Raw genomic sequence first — 20,374 nt, 5'->3', positions numbered from 1 at the left:
GTGGGGGCTTTTCTACGCGATGGTTGTTTAATGTAAACACCATATCACTTGCTTTGTCGATATGTTTTGGATAAAACCGAAATATGGATGCAGAACCTTCTATGGCCTCTATCGGGGCGTTGATCGGATCGCCAGCGCGCTCGGCGATGTTGGCGCTACTCTTTGATGGACGGGCGCTGACCGCGACAGAATTATCGCAAGCTGCGGGTGTTTCTGCTGCGACGGCAAGTGAACATCTGTCCAAACTTGTTACGGGCGGTTTGCTGGTCTGCGAAAAACATGGTCGCCATCGCTACTATAAGCTGGCGGGGGAAGACGTCGCCGAAGCACTGGAACCTTTGATACATCTGGTGCGCCACAAACCTGCACCAATTCGTCAAGCATCATCGGAACAGAAACAGATAAGATGTGCCCGTCTGTGTTATGACCATATGGCGGGGGAATTAGGCGTTTCAATAACGACAGCGTTGGTCGCACACGGATACCTCAGTATAGAAGACCGTCACTATAATGTAACGACGAAGGGAGAGCAGTTTTTTGCTGAACTGGGAATTGATCTGGGATCTTTACGAAAAACAAGACGTCAGTTCGCGCCCCAATGTCTGGATTGGAGTGAGCGCAAGCCACATGTGGCCGGGGCACTGGGGGCCGCGATAACACTGCTGGCTTTCAATTTGAAATGGATTGAAAGAACAAGGCATCGCCGAATTATTAAACTGACTGACCTCGGTCGCCAACAACTTGGCCAAAAGCTGGGTATCAAACAATGGAATAGTTTTGATTATGGGTAACGATAAAGTCACCGGGGAGCTATCAAACCCTGATGTGATTGTCATCGGCGCTGGAATAGCGGGGGTGACAGCCGCCCGGACATTAATGCAACAAGGGGTGTCGGTGCTTGTTCTTGAAGCACGGGATCGTATCGGGGGCAGGGCCTATACGGAACAGGAAACCTTTGGTGTACCCTATGATCACGGCTGTACATGGTTGCATTCTGCTGATGTTAATCCCCTGTCTCCCCTAATCCGGGATCAGGCGGGATATGATATTTTTGATTTTGGGGCCAGAGAGCCAATTTATTTTGTCCGAGAAAATCAGACAGGACACCAAACGGGGCGAAGGGCCACAGCGCAGGAAGTCATTGATATCGAGAAGGCAGAAGATGCGCTCTATGACGATCTCTGGGCGTATGATGCTGTTACCCATGGCGATATTTCCATCCACGATTTGCGTCCACCTAAAAATAAATGGGATGCGTTGGCACAACTTCGAAAAGGGCCATTTGAAGCCGGTGTGCATTCTGATCGTTTGTCGGTCATTGATTACCAAACACAGTATGAAACCGGAACGGAATGGATGGTACCGCAAGGTTTTGCCGCGGGGATTTTCAAGACTCTGGGGCCGGTGCCGGTTACGTTGGGTGTGACCGTCGAAAAGGTTGATTGGCAGGGACCAACGATCAAGGTGCAAACCAACCAAGGCACGATAACTTGTCGTGCGGTTGTGGTAACGGTGCCCACCGAAATCATTGCCGATGAGACCCTGAAATTCTTACCGGCATTACCAGCGGACAAAATGGCCGCATTTCATGAACTGCCGATGGCTGTGCTGGATAAAATAACTCTTCAGTTCGATCCGGCCTTTCGATCGCTTGTGCCCGATGCGGATACCAATGAAGCCTATATCGAAGCACCACAAGGGATGAACCAGATCGACAGCTGGCACAGTCACCTTCTGTGTCCCTTTGGGCAGGCCATGAGCACGATGTTCGTCGGCGGACAGTTGGCGCGGGATATCTCGGCGGATAGCCAAGAGGCCGCAAAGGACTTTGCGTTGTCGTCACTTGCATCTGTTTTAGGGAGTGATGTCAAAAAGCTTTTTCGCAAGGGTCATGCAACAAAATGGTTAGCGGATACCTTTGCACGCGGGGGCTATGCCTATTCCAATGTTGGCAAAAACCATCTAAGGGAAACGGCACGTCGGCCCGTGGCCGAACGACTATTCTTTGCTGGTGAAGCATTGCACGGCAAATGGGCAACCATGGCACCGGGGGCCTATCTGACAGGGCAACAGGCCGCAAATGAAATCATTGATGTCCTGCTTTCATAAGGGAATTTGGCGAGATAAAGCGAAGGGTAAAGGGAATGTCATGGACTTTTCCCGTTAGAGAGCCTATGACTAATAGCTATATTTTAAGCTATTGAAAGTTCTCGAAAAATGTCCTGGTTCGTAGAAGGAATTCATCCTGAGATACGGCAATCAATTCGCCGGGATCAGGTGCTCTTCGAAGGTAAAACAGACTTTCAGCAGGTCGAAATTTTTGCTAATGATCTGTTGGGACGGGTCCTTGTTCTGGATGATGCCATTCAGATAACAGAGCATGATGAGCAGATCTATAGCGAGAGCATTAGTCATATCCCTTTGCTTTCTCACCCAAACCCAAAAGCCGTGTTAATTATTGGGGCGGGGGACGGCACGGTCCTGCGCGAAGTACTAAAACACAAAACAGTACAACAGGTGACAATGGTCGAACTGGATGGTGCCCTGATCAAGGTTTGTCGGGATCATTTCGCAACGCTTCTTGATGGGGCGTATGACGATCCCCGGCTAAATTTGATTATCGGGGATGGGGCAGGGTTTTTGGCTTCCTGTGAAGATCAATACGACGCGATTATTATTGATTCCACCGATCCAGATGATAATTCAACCAGCCTGTTTACAAACAATTTTTACCAAAACTGCAAAGACCGTCTAACCAAAGACGGAGTGATGGTTGCGCAGGCAGGATGTCCGTCTTATCAACCTTCAATCCTGAAACATATGCGAGGCCGAATGCTGTCTCTGTTTGGCTTTGGAGGGTTCTATCATGCGGCAATCCCGACCTATGTTGGCGGGCTTCATGCCTTTGCATGGGGGAGTGATGGAATTGATCTGGCGGCGTTGGCAGAACAAAATACCGTCGGCTTAAGGGCAACAGACTTTTGCACCCGTTACTACAGCGAGCGAATACACAAGGCGGCTTTTTATCTGGAGCCTGATGCGTAAGCAGGCCAGTTGTTGATTGTGTTCTGTGCTGTGGACGTTAGCTTGAACCAAAGGGGCTGCTGTTATTTGGTTTGGCCGGTTTCCTCGTGCTTAGCGATCCAGTCCTTCGCTTCTTTTTCTGCTTGTTCTATTTCTTCGGGCGTCATTTCCTTGGCAATGTCATTGCGCATTTGTTTGGCAAAGAGTTGTAATTTCTTGGCACCTTCGATTTTGCGCAGGGTAATGACATTCAGCCATTTGTGTGCTTTGACCAGCTCGTTGGTGATCAGGAAGTAAATACGCCCGACCTGAACCTGTGACAGCAGGTGCCCCTGATCTGCGGCCTTTTCATACCAGCTAGCGGCGGTGGTCACATTTTGTTTTGTGCCCAGACCCTTGCTGTACATTTGCCCCAAGGCGTATTGGGCTTCCTGGTTTCCCTCTTCCGCCAGGGGAAGGTACAGATTAAATGCCGTATTGTAATCGCGTTGTTTAACCGCTGTTTTCGCGTCTTCCAGATCATCGGCGAGCACAGGAAAAGAAAGTGTCAGTGACAGTAAAAAATAAAGAAACAAACGGATCACGATTTTCCCTCGATTTTCGGGTAGATGGACAGGGCATAACATCTCACCTAATTGGATTAGGTGTCTGGGAAAGATCATGCCCCTATCTTTTCTTGAGATCAAACACTCTTTTCCCAAGAGATCTAACTTTCTGATCGAGGGGACGGTATAAAACCGGGATGTTATAAATCTTGTATACGGGGGGAAACCGTCGTTTGGCAGGTGGCATTTTCGAGGGTTGCTTTCGAATCCATATATGTTTTATTTGACAAAATTAATGTTAAACGATAATTGTTTATCAAGTTAAATAAATTAGGAATGTTTGGTATGTCATTGTCTTTTACCCCCTTTTTGGCCTTTTTTTCGCGTTTGTTGGCGATCGTGTTCCTTATCGCAAATATTGGACTGTGGATGAGCCCGGATCTTGTTGAGTTTCCCGCCCGTGCTTATTCCGGTTTGAGTGATGCCAATTTTAATGTTGATATAAGCAATCGATTGTTGGGCGGCCTTATTTCTACGCTACATCTGATGATTTTGGCCGTTGGATTATTGGCTGTGTCGCGGATTTTTACCCAGATTGACAAAGCTGAATGGTACTTGCCTTCTTTCAGTCAATTGCTGCGGCGTTTTGGGCTGTCGTTAGTGGTCTTCACGCTATCTATACCAGTGGTTCAGGCATTGATGAGCGTTGCCCTGACCTATAACAATCCTGTGGGGCAGCGCATGATCACACTCGATCTGGATGCAGCGACGGCACCTGTTGCCTTTGTTCTTTTGCTGGTTGGTGTTCTTTTGTGGCTTATGGCATCGGTTATGATGCGTGCAGGGGAAATCGCCGAAGATTATGGAAAGATTGTTTAACGCAATGAATGACAAAGCTACAAACACAGATAGCCCGCAAAAAGAAATTATAGTGACGCTGGATGTGATGCTGGCGAAAAGAAAAATGCGATCAAATGAGTTGGCAGCGCTGGTTGGTATAACAGTTCAAAATCTGTCACTTCTTAAATCCGGCAAAGTCAAAGGGATACGTTTTAATACCTTGCAAAAAATCTGCGAGGTTCTGGATTGTAAGCCGGGTGATATTCTGGACTATGGATAACATCACGTTCTTGGCGCGCATACGTGCACGGGAATAGTTATTAATCTGGGCAGAGACCCTATTCCCCGACGTTTTGCAAAATTTACCTAGATAATAGGCGACAATTTCAGGTGTGTTTAGGTGGGATTTTTCTTGTTATAGGTGATTTTTCCCGTTGTCGGTAAGTATTTCTTTACGCTGTATTGTATAGTGTTGTGTACAAACGGGCTAATCTGGACTGTTAAATGGTACGATCCAAAGATTGAAAACGTAATATATGGGCGGGTCATTAGCTGTCACATAATTCAGAATCAAGAAGGTTGGAAAAGTGACCTCGAAACTTCTTCTATATTCTCTTATTCGGTGTTTGCTTCTACCGTTGGGATTATCGATGGGGTTTCTGGTCGTGTTTCCCGCATCGCTTTGGGCGCAGTCGACTGTTACGCCCAAAAGTGACAAGATTATTCACATCAGTGTCGGGTTTTCTGTGCCCCCCTATGTAATAACAAGCCAGAACCGGGGGGCAGAGCTAGATATCGTGCGGGAAGCCATGGCACTGGAAGGGTACGAGATTATTCCCTTTTATGTTTCGAACAAACGTAGAAATACCGAATTTCTAGACGGCGTGACCGACGGGGCTATAACTGTTTCTTCGTTGGAAGAGTTGGATGGATTTTATTCCAAGACCTATATCACCTATCAAAACGTTGCCATATCGCTGGCAGATAACCGTCTGGCGATTAACCGTCTATCGGATCTGAAAGGAATGCGGGTTGTCGCTTTTCAGACAGCTTCAAAGGTTTTGGGTAAAGATTTTGCCCGACTTATTCCGACGTTTGAGTTTTATCAGGAAGTTGCCAAACAGCGTGAACAGATTACCCGATTGTATGCCGGGGATGTCGATTTGGTTATTGGGGATAAAAATATTCTGGCATGGTTTGCCAAAAATGCCCGTTTTCGCACTGGGCTTGATACAACCCAACCTATTGCCATTCATCAGGTGTTTTTACCGGGGCACAAATATGCTGTTTTCCGCAAACAGGAATTGACCTTGGCTTTTGATCGGGGCATTGAGATTCTGAAAGAAACCGGGCGGTATGATCAAATTTTGGCAGAGTATGGTTTTCATGGAACGAAAAACAATGATCCGAGTTAATGGCTCTTTTGAATTGAGCTTGGTACTGTGTTGAGTTCATTGTACAATTTCGTATTTACTTCAACTTCTTAAATGTCAGACTGTCACCGGAGTTTTCCGTAATTTCCCTGATGCAGTATGCCTTGTTTCATGGGGTATTGCTTTTGCGGTGAACCGGCTATTTACGTTCGAGGGGAAAGGATCGTGACAGACGCCCTGTGCTTTATTATAACAGCGTATGAATCCGACCTTTTATTGATAAAAATGACGACTGTTTAGACATGATCAAAATTTTTGGCCATTTGGCACCAGACACAGATGCGACTTGCTCGGCCCTTATCTGGGCCTGGTATCTTAACGAAATCAAAGGGCAGGCGGCAGAAGCCTTTGTTCTGGAAGCGCCGAATACAGAGGCACAGTTTGTTGTTAAGCGCTGGGGCTTTGATGTACCTGCCCTTCTGGGGGATCTAGAGGCCGGTCAGGATGTGGTTATTGTTGATACCAACAACCCGGGCGAACTTCCGCAGAATATCAATGATGCCAATATCATTGAAATTATTGATCACCACCTATTGGTTGGTGGCATCAAAACAAAACAGCCAATTAATATTACCATCAAGCCGCTGGCATCTACTGCGACCATTATGATTGGCATGATGGGGGATGATATTGCCAAGGCACCAGAAGGCATCAAAGGTTTGATGCTGTCATGTATTTTGTCCGATACCCTGGAATTCAGAAGCCCGACAACAACAGATGTTGATCGCCAGCTTGCGGCAGATCTTGCGGCTGATCTGGGGCTGGATATTTCGGCTTACGCAGGGGAAATGTTCGCGGCGAAATCTGATGTTTCTCATTTTTCCGATGCGGAGTTGCTGCGTCTGGACAGTAAGAAATATGAAATCGGTGATACAAAATTCCGTGTTTCAGTTCTGGAAACTACCAGCCCGGAAACGATCTTTGCCCGCAAGGACAGTTTAATGTCGTCGATGGCTACGGTTGCCGCCGAAGACGGAATTGATCAGGTTCTTCTTTTTGTGGTGAATATTCTGAAAGAAGAAGCAACATTGCTTGTTGCAAATGATCTGGTGAAGCAGGTTGCCGAAAAATCTTTTGGCGTGAATGTTTCTGGCGATAGTGTTGTCTTGCCCGGTATTGTATCCCGTAAAAAACAGATTATTCCCAACTTGGCGATCTAATAACCCGTCCCGTTTGATTGACAGGAAAGGGTGCCGACGTGGCACCCTTATACATTGAGAGGCAGAAAGATTTGCTATGATCTTTCTGCCTCCTTTGTTTTGTATTGGGGGATATATCCTCCAATACCATGGCGGAAGCTGTTTATGGGCTTTTACACGTTCAGTTATATGTTTGAATAGCCCCCCTGTGTCATAGCGCGTTACCTTGTGGCACAGAGCATGTTATCCTGGGCGTCAGAGTGTTACCTTGGGGCGCAGGATCGTGTTGGCGACCAACAGCCCCGCCGCAATTGCCAGTGCAACAACGAACATCTGTATAAACTGGTCAATGCCTTGATCTGTTTGTCCTGCAGCGGCAACAACCAGCCCCCGAAAGCCGATTGATCCACTAACAAGAACAGTGATAGAGGGGATGAGCACTATGGACGTTGGTCGCCCGGTGGTTCTGGCCCACAGGTTGGCAAAAAGTCCGGCGGCCAGTGCCCCGAAAAGAGTGCCAAGGTTAGCCGATAACAGAGTACTGCTAATGCTAACGGCACCGAATGACAGGGCACAGCTGATGACGACCCAGACAAAATCCCGTAGCAGGGTCTGATAGGCAAAACACAACCCGAGAAAGAGAACAGCAATATACAGCCAGATTTCATTGCCCGTGGAATGTGTACCACCCGCCCCGTTTTCCGAGGACCAAAGCAAACCAATGGTCGCGATGCCAAGCCATGCCCCCGTAAACTGTTTGATCAGATACACCAGCCCTGCCATAAGGCGCGCAGAGCCCGCAACAACATGGTTTTCGACAATTTCAATAATGCCCGCCGAGACCATAAAGCCGGGAATAAGAATAACAATTGCAGAGAGTGTAACGACAGTGTGGTTGAGTTCGGGTAAAAACAGCTTGATTCCGGCGGCACTTACCCCGGCAAAATAGGCCGAAACAAAAGGCAGGGCATCGGCAAAGCGCCCCCCGGTTTTATCAGCAATAACAACAATGATATAAACCGCCAGGCTGAGTAGCCCGGAAATACCAATATCCCACAGGTTACCTTGAATGAGGCCGGCAAAGCCAATACCTACAAAGACAAAGCTGAGCGCATAGGCGGTGACACCCCAGGGATCTGACATATTCTCGATTTCGTCCAGACGCTCATAAGCTTCTGACAGATTGTATTCCCCCGATACAAGCTTTTCGACCAGATCGCCAACATAGGCCAGCTTTGCCATGTTGTAACCGCCCACGGGAACTGCCGCGATATGGGTACGTTGCCAAAGCTGACCGGGTTTGGAGAAGGCAAAGGTTATTTCAGACGGTGTAGAACGAAAAACACCCCGGTATCCTAATGTCTCTGTAACGCCATTAAGATAGGCTTCAAGGCGCGCAGCCGATGGTCCATAACTGTGGACGGCGGTTCCCAGCTTAATGATAAAACGACAGGCATCATTATAAGCCGGGTCATCGTCACGACGCCTGGACATTGTTTCGTTTTGATCGGGCTTGGGAACTGAAGGTGTCTTTTGTGTCACGGTATTGAGTGGCCAATTCGATAATTCATTTGGACAGGATATCAGATTTTGATCACGTCGGTGACATGATGAGACAAATTAGTTATTTTTTAAGGCCCGCCAGTCGAAAACGGCCGCCAGACAGAGACAGGCAAAGCCCGTAAGTTCTATCATAAGGTTATAGTTGTAGTGCATCACAAAGTTGATAAGGGCACACCCCAGACTGCCCATGACCACTGGTAACACGTGTTTGTGGCGATAGAGATTTACAAACAATCCAAGAAGCGCAAAAAAAGAAGCGATTGTTATCGCACCAGCCCACAGGGTTTCGTTCACAGTGATTTCAAAACCCATTTTCCCCAACAGGTTAATAAGCATCAAAGTGCCATAACAAAGGATGATGGAACAAGTCGTCGCCGCCGAAGCGATAAGGCTTATCCGCGGGCGTTTATTACCTGAATCCAAAGGGTGCAGATAGTTGTTTTGTTCCAAAGCCTTGTTATTGGCTTCGTTGTTCAAAGCAGGTTGTTGACCGTCGCTGCTATCAGGGCTCACGATACCTACCCCCCCCCCGGATGCTTATTCACTAGTTTCAAAAGGTTTATATAGGCGAAAAGCTCCGAAAATCATTATGATTTCAAGAGCTTGTCAATAACTGTCTTAATGTCGGTGTTATTAGGGTGAGCCTTTACCGCAGAGATTTTATTGTGTTGTTTGGCTTTGCTGCACGGCTTCTTATTTTGTGGCGGGGATATTACAGTTAGAATAAGGGATAAGTAAATGCCTTTATTCAACTATTACCTTAAAATAATGTAGGTAGTCGTCGTGTATTGTTCTAAGCCAATGCTTAAGAAGAGTTTTATCATTATTAATGAGGGTTCATTGAAAGCATTTCGATTTTCATTTTTCTTGCTGCTGAGAGTTCTTGCTATTGAGGCCGAATTCAACTGTTCAAGCAGTTAGCAAACTACAAGACAGCTAAGTAAAATAGATATAATTCAAAGGGACATGAACGTATTTTGAAATATACCTCTCTGTCTAAGCAAGGAAACAGCTATACTTGAAAAATCTGAAGTACTTTGAACTGAACAGGTCGAAAAAAGATGCGATATTTTCAAATATGCCTTTGTATAGGTCTGGGTATCGGCTTGGGGCTTATATGGACGGGTAATGTCGCTCAAAGCAGTAATATGCAGATAGAGCGTTATGTGCGGTACGAATTTAAAGGACAGAAACACTATGGGCTCTTATCTGGACAGATAATTTCGCGGTTAGAAGAGGGGATTTTCCCCTTGTCCAAAACAACAGAAGATACCGTTGCATTAGATGATGTTCTTCTTTTGCCGCCATCAGAACCTGAAAAGGTTTTTGCTGTGGGTATGAATTTTGTCAGTCATATGTCTTCTCGTGCAGACGCGCCACCCCCGCTTTTCTTGAAATTACCGTCCTCTTTGATTGGGCATAGAAAAGACGTTCTTGTATCTGATGATGCAACAAATGTTCATTTCGAAGGAGAGCTGGTTATTGTTATTGGTAAAGAGGCCAAAAATGTTTCCGAAGAAAATGCCCGGGACTATATCTTTTGACTTACCATTGGAAATGATTTGACAGAAAGGTCATGGCAAAGTCTTGATTTACAATGGATGCGGGCCAAGGCGAGCGATGGTTTTGGTCCGGTTGGTCCGGCGGTTGTAACAGGGTTAGATTGGAATAATTTGTTATTAACAACCAGATTGAACGGAAAAATCGTTCAGCAGGAAACCACAGCCCATATGATCCACAAACCGGAAAAGGTCATTAGCTATTTAAGTCAGTATTTTACGCTGAAACCGGGTGACATGATTTTTATGGGAACGCCCGGACAAACGTCCGCAGTGGTTTCTGGTGATGAAATTTCTGTTGAAATCGACGGGATCGGGATACTAAGTAACAAGATTAAGTGGCCCTGAATTTTTCAAAAGATATGGAAAAGAAAGAAAAAATACATGAATAACATTGTTGTTTTTGGTGGTTCAGGCGCCATTGGGGAGGCCTTGGTAAAACAGCTTTCGAATGAAAATCCACAGGCAAAGTTACATGTATTTTCCAGAAATATTCCTGCCTATTCACTCTCTAACATGACGACTTATACTCTGGATTTTCTGAATGAAGACCAGCTTGAAAATAACGCAGCCAGAATCAAAGACCCCATTGATCTTGTTATTGTTGCGACGGGAAAACTGCATGGCAAGGGATGCAGTCCTGAAAAATCATTGCGGGACCTATCTTATGAAAAGATGATGGAACTCTATAGCGTGAATACGATCGGACCAGCAATGATTGCGAAGTACTTTCTGCCTAAACTGAACAGGAAGTCGCGGTCCGTTTTTGCAGCAATATCCGCGCGTGTTGGATCAATTGAGGATAATCGTTTGGGGGGATGGTATGCCTATCGAATGTCAAAAACAGCTCTGAATATGTTTCTTAAAACAGCGAGCATTGAGCAGAAACGAACACATAAAAATTCAGCAGTTATTGGTCTGCATCCGGGAACGGTTGATAGTGATCTCTCTAAACCTTTTCAATCAAACGTTCCTCAGGGAAAATTATTTACGCCAGACTATTCCGCAGAAAAATTATTGTCGGTTATCAAAGGTGTAACGCCAGCAGATAGTGGTCAGATTTTTGCGTGGGACGGACAGCTTATCCCCTATTAAGTTTATAAAAACTCTTTACTCATTCTCAAAAATACCCGTGGGGTGACCATCGATACTTTTGGTGTTTTTACGTGCCCAATATTTTTCAACTCCCTCGGGTCCCATTTCTTCGTAGAAGGGCAGAAGTTCGTCTTCGGCCCTGCTTTTGACAAAAGACATTTCCGGGACACCAGTTCCGCATGATGTCTGAACAAGATCTATGGTCATGTTGAATATTTGGCGACTGCCCGCGACCTTGGGGAAGAGAGCAAGTGTTTCGTCCCATTTATCATCGCGGGGGTGAATTATCTTGGCCTGACCATAAACACGTAAAATCAATGTATCGCCCTCGAAGGCACAGAACATCAGGGTCATACGATTGATATCACGCAGATGCGCCGCTGTTTCATTGCCGCTGCCGCTGACATTAAGCCAGATAATGCGATTTGAATTTATAATACGCAGACTATCCAGCCCCTTGGGAGAGACATTAACCCGGCTGTCCTTTCCCGCTGTTGCAACAAAGAATAGAGGCTGTTGCTGAATAAAAGCGCAATGTTTGTCGGATAGTTTATCGGATTTTGCCATTTGAACTCGCTGTAATCTAGCCCGCCAATGATTAGAACGTATAGTGAACATTTTGTGCTCTAATAGCAAGGAATAAAATTCATCCGAACCTTGATTTGTGGGCGTTAACATAAGGGGCCTGATGGTAGAGAGGCTATGTTGCTGATCTATGGAATTTAAATTAAATCCTGAACAATAGTCGATGGATATACCCCATTTGGGGGATGCGGGGCGATGGGCGAAATGAAACAAGGGTAGAAGTTGTATAGACTTGCACAAAGGGATCGAAAAGCTGATGGATCTTTGATAGCTTTTCCTTTGGTATAATGAAGGTGCAATAAGGGATTGGCGTGACATCAAGATGATTTTTGAGAAGGTGTATTTCTGATCCGTAATTTAGTTTGCTTGCTTGTGTTTAATTGTTGTTTTTCAAATCGATGGTTTGGGGAACTCTGGTGCAGTAACTGTTGTTTTGTACAGAGTAAGGAAACGAAATTGGCTAATATTTTTTATCCGGTGATTTGCCGAAACAGTTTTTTTGTGAAAGCTTTCTGGTTAATTGAATGAGCTTTTTTGTAATTGCGATTGGAAAATATATTCGGTTTTATCTAGGGATATATTTGACTGGTAGAGGTCCAAAATATTTAATTTAACCCAGTTTTGATCAAAGTGAATTTGTTTCTTTATGCTATCTTTGTATGTCAAAGACCAAATTCACGTGATTATTTTGGGCCGAAGTACAAATAAAGTACTGTGACTTGGTTAGTCGCTTTTCGGCAGGTTGGTAATGCGAATAACAGAAGAACATTTAAAGTTCATATCTGAAACATATGATACTGTCTTAGACCATGAAACATGGACAAGCCAGCTTGGTAAGCTTGCTAGGATGGCCGGTGTGGGGGCGGTTAATATCTTGCGGGTGGACCCAACAAATAGCGTGTTGCAAATTACGCAGCGCAGTTATCCGTTAAATCAAAAGGCGCATAAAGAGTTTTCCAAAGACTTTGCTTCTGACGAGGCCAAGGTTCTTGGGGGAATTGGAAAGTTTGTCCCGCATGCCTTGATTGCAGAGCAGGATCTATGTCGAAGTATTGACAGCTATGAAAATTCTCAAGCACCTGCATCAGTATGGAAAGCCGATGTATTTGGCTTGGGAAACAGGTATTTTGCAAACCTTGGCAAACGGGATGGCTATAATGACCTGGTTACTTTTTACAGTGATCAGGGGAGCAGAGTTGATCCGGTCTTTATTCAGGAACTGGTCAAGATTTTTGCCCCGCATTTGGTGAGGGCTTTGCGACTGGCAGAGCCTTTGTGCCAGCTTGAAAGTTCTGTTAAGAGTTCCCTCAATGCTTTGAACCGCCTTTCAGTCGGTGCTGTTCTGGTATCGAAGAAGGGAGAGATACTTTTCTCAAATGACGAAGCTGAGCGGATCTTGTCACTAGAGGATGGTATTAAAAGAAACAGACAACAGTGTCTATGCATCCAAAATGCTGGTATTCAATCGGTTTTTCTATCGCTTTTGGCCGGGTGTAAAGAAACGATAGCGGCCAATGGTATTGCATCAGGGGGGGCCATTTTTATCGAGCGTCATTCTGGTGGTGATGCTTTTATTCTAGAGGTATCGCCAGCTTGCGGACAGATTGAGGATCTATCGCGTTCTGATGGGACACTTTTATTTCTGACTGATCCGGCCTGTCGTCGGGGGATTACCTGTAACAATCTGGAAGGTCTCTACGGCCTTACGAAAGCAGAGATTGAAATATCTGCCCTGTTGGCAGAGGGATATAGTACAGAGGAAATTTCAGAAATTCGCAAAGTTTCAATTGCGACGACCCGGACACAGATCAAATCCATCTTCCTCAAAACAGGTACTCAAAAACGATCTGATTTAATGCGCCTGATTTTAAGAGTAAGCGTACCACAGGCGCTGTAAATAAAGTTAGCCTTCAGCTGGTGTTATGCCGCATATATATACTTATACCCTCCGGTTCCGTTAAGCCCTTTGGGATTCTCGGTATAAAGGCTTTAGGGGCATTCAATATGCGGGGCAAGGTTTTTGAAATAGTCCGGGCTTTGCACGGGGTCAATCAGGTTTGAAAGCGGGAAAAAGAGTAAACCCGTTTCGCGTTCAATTTCGGCGACATCAACCAGATAGGAACAGTAATTTTCGGCTTCTTCTGATCCTTTGGGAAAGATAAAGGCACTGACAAAGGCATGTGCCGTTGTGTTGATGGAGATAATTTTCCACAAGCTGTCTTGAGATGGGCCCCCGGTTTCTGCGCTGACCACGTCTGTATGATGACGAAGTGTTCCTGTGATTACAAAAGCGTTGGCAATTCCCGGTTCTTCAGCCAGCCTTTCTTCCATAACAAGCAATTTGTTCCAAGCGGGTGATTTGTTCCCCCAAAAGAAATCCGGTGTCAGGGTGGTTGTATCCGACAGAATTGACAAAGAAGGGTCTTTGTTTTCTGCTCTTCTTTCATCCCGTTCTTTCAGGAGAGTGGTGGTTACGTAATAGGCAAGCCAATGCCCCGGTTTTCCATCATCCAGAAGCCCCATTGTAAAAAGCTGATTTGGATAAATTTCAGGGTGCTTTTCACCTTTTTTTACGGGGCACCCGAAGTTGCAGTGTAATGGAAAGGGATGGATTAATACTGAATCTGCATCTGAATCCTGTGAGCTTACCTCTTGGGTCATCGTAACAAGACCGAGGAAAAGAAAACACCCTGCCTTGAATATCTTTTCGAATGCCATTTGTTTTCTCTTCCCACTAGTGTGGCCTTTCCTGTGTTAAACCCCTTCAGTACTTTCAAAGGGTGTTATGTTTCAACGTTTCTGTCTGATCAGATATTTGGTTTGTCATCAAGGAGTGCCTGAGGGATTGCACAGGTTTTTCCCGCAGTTTCCCCGGCTAATGGCTTGATTTCAAGCCTGACGTTTTTGGCCTGACCATTTTCACACTGAATATAGCCGTTCATTTCACTCATGTTCGGTGTGGATTTATGGTCTTTGCGCCAGAAGGGTTCTGTGACAAGGACTTCTTCGTTGGTTTTGCCAGTGCACAGTTCGTTCAGTTTGGGAACATGGAGATAGTCGGATTGCCGCTTGCCGGTTAGTCCCTGATTATGGGCAAACCATCCACAACTGTGTCTGTCAGAATAGTATTTAAGTGCCTGACAGGATTTCCGGCCCCAGATAAAAGAAAACTGCATCTTTTCAGGATAGCTTTGATCATCTGCGGTTACTTCACAGACACTGTCTTTTTGAATCTCTTTCTTTTCAATGGCATCCGGGGTCAGGCCATACCATGCGTTCGCTTTTTTCAGATGGGCTGGCAATTCTTGTAAGATAGTTGGAATCGCACAGTTTTTGCTTTTACCTTCGGCTTCAAGGGTAATATTCGTTGCAACATATTGATCGCAGTGCAGGGTGGCTTTCATGCCGTTGCGGTCAAGCATGACATGGTCACCTGATTTCAATCGGGAACAGGTAAAACGCATTTTGGGGGCCGTCAGTAAAGTATCGCCGGACAAGACTTTCCGTTTGGGACCACGACATTCATTTAGCTGGGCGCCAGCATGGGGGTTTTCAGCCCCTGTAAACCAACTGGTGATAGAGGCATTGTATTTCTTCGTTCCCTCAACCAGAACAAGCTCGCCTTTGGCTGTGTCAATTCGACAGCTGCTATCCCTGTTGATACCACCTTCAAGTATTTCATTATTTGAAAAGCCACACCAGCCGTCGTCTGCATGACCGGGTGTTGTGAAGCTGACAACCATACCAAACGACGCGACAAAAGCCAGCGACGTAACAAAGGCAAACTCCCAAGAATTTCTAGCAGAACATCTATTTGTGTATTGAGCCATGCAGGATGTTCCAGTTGTAATTTGTTTTTTCACGGCGACCAGTTCCTGTGTTGTTAATAAATTTCTAAAAAGGGATTGCTGCAATAAATCAGCCTTAGCCGTTATTTGGAGCTACTATTTAGGGGACGATCGCCTGATTAATTAATGATCACCAAAGCAATCGACTGGTATCAATCTATCGAAGGGGAGATAACCCGTCATACCTCATATGAGGGAGGGGTTGTTTTGATAACGGATCATTTTTCGTAATTTTGTCTTCAGAAATATTATGATCGATTAAAAAGGTGTGAGGGATACGACCATGCTTTGAATTCATACCTGTTATGTTTAGATAAATAAAAATAAAATTAAGCTTAAATTATAAATAATTATCTTTATTCTTCAGATGGTTATGGGTTGTATTTTTCACAAACTATAAGAACTTTAAAAGACACATCCATGTTTTGTCTGATTGAGGCTTTTTGCTACCTCATATGCGGTATGACGCTTTTATGCCCCTTGTCTATTGTCGCCTTCAGAAATGTTGAGCAGTTAAGGCGCAGGAAAAATTTTCTGACTTAATTTTCAGGCTCAATGCTTTGTTCACTTGTCAATTTCCGTCTGCATGACTGCGTTCGGGACAGGTTGCTTGTATTCGTGAATTTATGTTTGTGTGAGGAAAGTTGATGTCGATGAAAAGCGGGAAAGTTGCGAAAAGCGGGCAGATAGCCAAAACCCAAGACGCAGAAACAGCTGTTAACAATGGTCAGGATTTTGTTGTCATCAGTTTTCCGGGGCGATCCGGTCAAACGGTTGAACATAAATTGGCGTTGGGGCAGCAAGCTGTTTTAAACATGGATATGTCCGGTGTGACGCTTTCGATTGAGGATGGAAACCTTGTTCTGTCTGCGAATAACGGTGCGGGTGAAACAGGTGAAGAGACGGGCCGGATTATTTTCCTGGATCTGGTTGATCTGGCGAGTTCTGGAAATGCCCCTCTGTTAGTCATTAATGGTGTTGAGGTGTCATCCCGTGAGTTAATATCGCAAGTATTGGCATTTGAGAACGGAAACAACAGTATAGAAACTGCGGCGGGGCCCGAAACCCAGTCAGTCAATCAAAGCGGTGGTGGCAGTGAATATCGCGATGATGTTGACGACCTGCTCGAAATGCTAGGAACACAGGGCGCGCTGTTATCCGGGACAGAGCTCGTAACGCAATCATCCTTTCCCCTTGCAGAAGTAGCCGAGAGTGAGACATTTCAAGGCGGTGTGAACAACAATGTTTCACCGACAATTATTCTTTCCGGAATGGATGATTCGCCGCTAGTTGAAATTTCAGATGGCGGGGAAGGTGAAAATGACTTTACCCATTCCACATTAGGCGGCGTCATTTTTGTTGATCCGGATTTGGGCGATAATCATGTGATTTCTATCGTGGCAGAAGATGGCGGTTATTTCGGCAGTGTTCGGCATGAGCTGATAACCCCGCCAGATCGCAATGACGGGATGAAAGGTGTTCTGTGGCTTTATGAGGTTGAGGATGCAGATCTCGACTTTCTTGGCGCAGGCCAGCGGCTGATGCAAAATTATAGGGTTGTTATTGATGACGGTAATGGCGGTGTTGTGACCGAGCAATTTACCATTACCCTAACGGGCAGCAATGATGGCCCTATAATTACCTCTGCGACAGGTCAGGGGGACGTAATCGAAGCGGTTGACGGACAGGAAGATGAGGTTCTTGGCAGCGACGGGCATATTGTCTTTGAAGATGTGGATCTGATTGACACACATTCGGTTCGTTTTGACGCACGTGGTGAACAATATCTTGGCGAGTTTCAACCTGTTCTTGATCAGGAAAGCAAAACGATAAACTGGTCATTCACGGTTGCGGGTTCTGTGGTGGAATATCTGGCCGAAGGGGAAAGCCTTACCCAGGTTTACAGCGTTACCGTTGATGACGGGAATGGTGGTACAGCGCAACAGGATGTGATCATTACTATTCATGGAACGAATGATGCGCCAGTCATTACATCCGAAGCATCGGGGGGAACAGTCACTGAAATGCGTGATGGTGCCATTGGCGAAAATCAAATGGTGCATCGTGCGACGGGGACTATTGCATTTTCCGATGCGGATACAAGCGATACGCACAGCGTTAGCTATACAGCGGATCAGGACGATTACCTTGGACGATTTTCACCGGTTTTAAATCAGTCGGATGGTACAATCGACTGGACTTTCTCTGTTGCAGATTCTGCCCTGAATTATTTAGCACAGGGAGAAAGCCTGACCCAAATCTATCGAGTTACCATCGAAGACGGCAATGGCGGCAGTGTTAGCCAAGAGGTTGTTATAACCATCGAAGGGACAAATGATCAGCCAGTTATTACCACTGCTGATACAAATGGTTCTGTTAATGAAATTGCTGATAACCAACAAGGGGAAAACAATACCGAACTGCGTACAGAAGGGGTCATCACCTTTACTGATGATGACCTGTCCGATCAGCACTATGTGACCTTTTCTCTGGGACAGGGCGGGGAAAGCTATTTGGGGCACTTTATACCGGTGATGGATCAGGACAACAAGGTTGTGAGCTGGACCTTTACTGTTGACGATGCCGATCTGGAGCACTTGTCCGAAGGTGATATTCTGACGCAAAGCTATCAAATTGCCATCAGAGATGGGAACGGCCCGGCATCAACACAGGAAGTTGTTATTACCATTAATGGCAGTAATGATGCGCCCGTTCTTGTTAATGATACGCCGATAACAGACGAGTTGAGGGTGAATTCAGCACGAGAAGATGTGCAGTATTTTCCGTCTGTCAGTCATTTGCCCGATGGTGGTTGGGTGTCTGTCTGGATGTATTACAAGCCGGCAGATGGTTCTTCTGATTGGTCAACACATGTCGAGGGGCGGGTCTTTAATGCAGATGGCAGCCCGCGACATGACGGATTTGAGGTTTTTCCTGCGCAAGAAGGGTTTCAATATCACCAAGCTGATGTGACAAGCCTGAATGGCGGTGGCTGGTTTGTAAGCTGGATTGGCAAGGGGGGCGAAAACGATCCCAGAACGATTTACGGACGCCTTTATGAGCCGGATGGTACTGCTGGCGAGATCATAAGTATTTCGGATGAAAATTTGGGAATTGATGTCAATCCTGCGATCACAGCGTTGGACGATGGTGGTTGGGTTGTTAGCTGGGTCACGTTAATGGGGCAAGGCAGAGTTCAGGCAAGAGTTTATAATGAAGATGGTACAGAGCGCACAGAAGTCGTTGAAATAAGTAATCAGCTTTCATTGGGAATTGATTACGCGACAGAAATCACAACGCTTGTGAACGGTAACTGGGTTGTAACCTGGCATGAACTCGGTAATCAGCCTGATGGATCTTCGTCAAATGTCTTCATGCGTGTTTATGACGTAAATGGCAATCCTGTCACAGATGCAACCATGGTTAATAGTCAGCTTGAAGGGATTAAGGCAAATACCTCTGTCGTAGCTCTTCACGATGGTGGCTGGGTTGTGGCATGGCACAGCGGTAATGATCTGGATGGTTCCGGATATGGCATATATGCACAGGCCTACAATTCTGATGGTACCCAAAGGGGGGCAGAATTTCAGGTGAACAGTGCTGGCGAGGGTAATCAGCAACATGTTGCAACCGCTTCTTTGACGGATGGGGGGTGGGTTGCTTGCTGGGTATCAGATACAGAATCAGATCCGGGGGTTCTTAGTATCAAGAGCCAGATGTTCAATGCTGATGGGTCACGGTATGGCGAAGAAAATACAGTTACCATATTGTATGGCAACCTTGGGGATGCGGCGATTTCTGTTGCCGGACTGGCAGATGGTGGCTGGGTTGTAACAATGACAAGGGGAACCGACATCGTCAGCAAAACCTATAACGCTGATGGGTCTCTTCGTTCGTACTATAATACCGAAGATGGTTTGACTTACTATGCCTTTACCGAGGGGGGCGATCCGGTCGCGCTTTTCAGTGATCTTGATCTTGAAGATGTTGATACAGCGGACAGTATTATCTCGGCGACCGTGACCATAACTGACTTTGTGGTTGGGGATGTACTTGATCTTGGGGGCTATAGCCTGCCAGCAGGTCTGAATATGAGCTATGACAGTTCCAATGGTGTTTTAATGCTGACTGGTGCAGCCAGCCCGTCTGAATATGAAGCTGTTCTTGAGCATATAAATTATCACAGCATACTGGATAACCCTGACCTCGGTGGTCTTCAATCAAGTCGTACGATCAACGTAACAGTCAATGATGGAACCGATGAGAGTGATGCTATCTCTACGACTGTTTCTGTTATCGGAACCGCGCCGGGGCTGAACGTTATTGGTACTTTGGACGATGACATTCTGGCAGGTACCGAAGCCGATGACCTTATCGAAGGTGGCCGTGGCAATGATACCCTTAACGGCGGGGCAGGTGCCGATGTCTTTATCTTTCGAAGTGGTGAAACCGATAATGATATCATTGCTGATTTTTCTGTTGATCAGGGCGATATCCTTCACCTTGGCGAACTGTTGTCAGCCGAGAATAGTGAGAATCTTGATCACTATTTGCATTTTACCCAATCGGGGGCTGATACCCGCATTGAAATAGATGTAGATGGCGATGGCAGTGGAACGGATAAAGAGATTTTGCTTCAGGGTATTGATCTGACACAGGGGGGAAGTTTGTCTGATATCCAGATTATCAATAATCTTCTTGATCAGCAGGCGCTTGTTACTGACCCTTCGTGAGGGATTATTA

At 45.8% G+C, this 20,374-nt stretch carries 16 protein-coding genes and 1 pseudogene; 11 read left to right on the top strand and 6 right to left on the bottom strand.

The annotated features are described in order from the left end of the window. Nucleotides 1-83: 83 nt before the first annotated feature. From WH95_RS00980 to speE, 3 genes are all read left to right on the top strand, one after another. Entirely contained in the window at nucleotides 84-791 is a 708-nt protein-coding gene (locus tag WH95_RS00980) for an ArsR/SmtB family transcription factor (protein WP_046501762.1), read from the top strand. Then, nucleotides 784-2,109 (top strand): flavin monoamine oxidase family protein, encoded by a 1,326-nt coding sequence (locus WH95_RS00975; protein ID WP_046501760.1) that lies wholly within the window; start codon nucleotides 784-786, stop codon nucleotides 2,107-2,109. Before WH95_RS00980 ends, WH95_RS00975 begins: the two co-directional genes overlap by 8 nt. A gap of 108 nt (nucleotides 2,110-2,217) precedes the next feature. Beyond that, nucleotides 2,218-3,045: a polyamine aminopropyltransferase gene (speE, locus tag WH95_RS00970; RefSeq protein WP_046501758.1), complete on the top strand. Its 828-nt coding sequence runs from the start codon at nucleotides 2,218-2,220 to the stop codon at nucleotides 3,043-3,045. Between the two features lie 62 nt (nucleotides 3,046-3,107). Here speE and WH95_RS20270 read toward each other — a convergent pair whose 3' ends face one another. Beyond that, nucleotides 3,108-3,608 (bottom strand): tetratricopeptide repeat protein, encoded by a 501-nt coding sequence (locus tag WH95_RS20270; protein WP_052741672.1) that lies wholly within the window; start codon nucleotides 3,606-3,608, stop codon nucleotides 3,108-3,110. Between the two features lie 306 nt (nucleotides 3,609-3,914). Between WH95_RS20270 and WH95_RS00960 the strand changes: the two genes are divergently transcribed. The 4 genes from WH95_RS00960 (at nucleotide 3,915) to WH95_RS00945 (ending at nucleotide 7,002) form a co-directional block, all read left to right on the top strand. Next, nucleotides 3,915-4,448 carry a hypothetical protein gene (locus WH95_RS00960; protein ID WP_046501756.1) on the top strand — a complete coding sequence of 178 codons (534 nt, stop codon included), beginning with the start codon at nucleotides 3,915-3,917 and terminating at the stop codon, nucleotides 4,446-4,448. Further along, entirely contained in the window at nucleotides 4,432-4,689 is a 258-nt protein-coding gene (locus WH95_RS00955) for a helix-turn-helix domain-containing protein (protein WP_455349744.1), read from the top strand. The genes WH95_RS00960 and WH95_RS00955 overlap by 17 nt, the downstream gene beginning before the upstream one ends. Nucleotides 4,690-5,059: 370 nt before the next feature. Continuing rightward, nucleotides 5,060-5,824, top strand: coding sequence for a substrate-binding periplasmic protein (locus WH95_RS00950; RefSeq protein ID WP_052741671.1), 765 nt, complete (start codon nucleotides 5,060-5,062; stop codon nucleotides 5,822-5,824). A 260-nt stretch (nucleotides 5,825-6,084) separates the two neighbouring features. Continuing rightward, nucleotides 6,085-7,002 (top strand): manganese-dependent inorganic pyrophosphatase, encoded by a 918-nt coding sequence (locus WH95_RS00945; RefSeq protein WP_046501754.1) that lies wholly within the window; start codon nucleotides 6,085-6,087, stop codon nucleotides 7,000-7,002. A gap of 234 nt (nucleotides 7,003-7,236) precedes the next feature. On the opposite strand, the gene WH95_RS00940 is transcribed toward WH95_RS00945, so the two are convergent. Then, on the bottom strand, nucleotides 7,237-8,523 hold the full coding sequence (locus WH95_RS00940; RefSeq protein ID WP_157845843.1) for a threonine/serine exporter family protein: 1,287 nt from the start codon (nucleotides 8,521-8,523) through the stop codon (nucleotides 7,237-7,239). A 78-nt stretch (nucleotides 8,524-8,601) separates the two neighbouring features. Next, on the bottom strand, nucleotides 8,602-9,057 hold the full coding sequence (locus WH95_RS00935) for a MerC family mercury resistance protein (RefSeq protein WP_046501750.1): 456 nt from the start codon (nucleotides 9,055-9,057) through the stop codon (nucleotides 8,602-8,604). A 548-nt stretch (nucleotides 9,058-9,605) separates the two neighbouring features. On the opposite strand from WH95_RS00935, the pseudogene WH95_RS21650 reads away from it, so the two are divergent. Together WH95_RS21650 and WH95_RS00925 are read left to right on the top strand one after the other, a co-directional pair. Then, nucleotides 9,606-10,451, top strand: a pseudogene (locus tag WH95_RS21650) (fumarylacetoacetate hydrolase family protein). A 36-nt stretch (nucleotides 10,452-10,487) separates the two neighbouring features. Then, complete coding sequence (locus WH95_RS00925; protein WP_046501748.1) at nucleotides 10,488-11,198, top strand: SDR family NAD(P)-dependent oxidoreductase; 711 nt, start codon at nucleotides 10,488-10,490, stop codon at nucleotides 11,196-11,198. A 15-nt stretch (nucleotides 11,199-11,213) separates the two neighbouring features. On the opposite strand, the gene WH95_RS00920 is transcribed toward WH95_RS00925, so the two are convergent. Next, nucleotides 11,214-11,765, bottom strand: a complete 552-nt coding sequence (locus WH95_RS00920) for a pyridoxamine 5'-phosphate oxidase family protein (RefSeq protein WP_046501746.1) — start codon at nucleotides 11,763-11,765, stop codon at nucleotides 11,214-11,216. Nucleotides 11,766-12,531: 766 nt separating this feature from the next. Between WH95_RS00920 and WH95_RS00915 the strand changes: the two genes are divergently transcribed. Then, entirely contained in the window at nucleotides 12,532-13,680 is a 1,149-nt protein-coding gene (locus WH95_RS00915) for a helix-turn-helix transcriptional regulator (protein ID WP_046501742.1), read from the top strand. Nucleotides 13,681-13,772: 92 nt separating this feature from the next. Here the strand turns inward: WH95_RS00915 and WH95_RS00910 are convergent, their stop codons facing one another. Together WH95_RS00910 and WH95_RS00905 are read right to left on the bottom strand one after the other, a co-directional pair. Then, nucleotides 13,773-14,501, bottom strand: coding sequence for a DNA/RNA non-specific endonuclease (locus WH95_RS00910; RefSeq protein WP_046501740.1), 729 nt, complete (start codon nucleotides 14,499-14,501; stop codon nucleotides 13,773-13,775). Between the two features lie 89 nt (nucleotides 14,502-14,590). After that, a complete protein-coding gene (locus tag WH95_RS00905; RefSeq protein ID WP_046501737.1) occupies nucleotides 14,591-15,646 on the bottom strand; it encodes a hypothetical protein in 1,056 nt (351 codons plus the stop codon). Nucleotides 15,647-16,278: 632 nt separating this feature from the next. Here WH95_RS00905 and WH95_RS00900 point away from each other — a divergent pair. Next, nucleotides 16,279-20,364: a VCBS domain-containing protein gene (locus WH95_RS00900; RefSeq protein ID WP_046501734.1), complete on the top strand. Its 4,086-nt coding sequence runs from the start codon at nucleotides 16,279-16,281 to the stop codon at nucleotides 20,362-20,364. Nucleotides 20,365-20,374 lie beyond the last annotated feature (10 nt).

It is taken from the genome of Kiloniella litopenaei, from assembly GCF_000982415.1.
GTDB lineage: Bacteria > Pseudomonadota > Alphaproteobacteria > Kiloniellales > Kiloniellaceae > Kiloniella > Kiloniella litopenaei.
This window is presented reverse-complemented; position numbering and strand designations above follow the sequence as displayed.

Coding starts and splice junctions, on each gene's coding strand:
- WH95_RS00980 (WP_046501762.1), top strand. CDS start 84: ATGGATGCAGAACCTTCTATGGCCTCTATCGGGGCGTTGATCGGATCG.
- WH95_RS00975 (WP_046501760.1), top strand. CDS start 784: ATGGGTAACGATAAAGTCACCGGGGAGCTATCAAACCCTGATGTGATT.
- speE (WP_046501758.1), top strand. CDS start 2,218: ATGTCCTGGTTCGTAGAAGGAATTCATCCTGAGATACGGCAATCAATT.
- WH95_RS00960 (WP_046501756.1), top strand. CDS start 3,915: ATGTCATTGTCTTTTACCCCCTTTTTGGCCTTTTTTTCGCGTTTGTTG.
- WH95_RS00955 (WP_455349744.1), top strand. CDS start 4,432: ATGGAAAGATTGTTTAACGCAATGAATGACAAAGCTACAAACACAGAT.
- WH95_RS00950 (WP_052741671.1), top strand. CDS start 5,060: ATGGGGTTTCTGGTCGTGTTTCCCGCATCGCTTTGGGCGCAGTCGACT.
- WH95_RS00945 (WP_046501754.1), top strand. CDS start 6,085: ATGATCAAAATTTTTGGCCATTTGGCACCAGACACAGATGCGACTTGC.
- WH95_RS00925 (WP_046501748.1), top strand. CDS start 10,488: ATGAATAACATTGTTGTTTTTGGTGGTTCAGGCGCCATTGGGGAGGCC.
- WH95_RS00920 (WP_046501746.1), bottom strand. CDS start 11,765: ATGGCAAAATCCGATAAACTATCCGACAAACATTGCGCTTTTATTCAG.
- WH95_RS00915 (WP_046501742.1), top strand. CDS start 12,532: ATGCGAATAACAGAAGAACATTTAAAGTTCATATCTGAAACATATGAT.
- WH95_RS00910 (WP_046501740.1), bottom strand. CDS start 14,501: ATGGCATTCGAAAAGATATTCAAGGCAGGGTGTTTTCTTTTCCTCGGT.
- WH95_RS00900 (WP_046501734.1), top strand. CDS start 16,279: ATGTCGATGAAAAGCGGGAAAGTTGCGAAAAGCGGGCAGATAGCCAAA.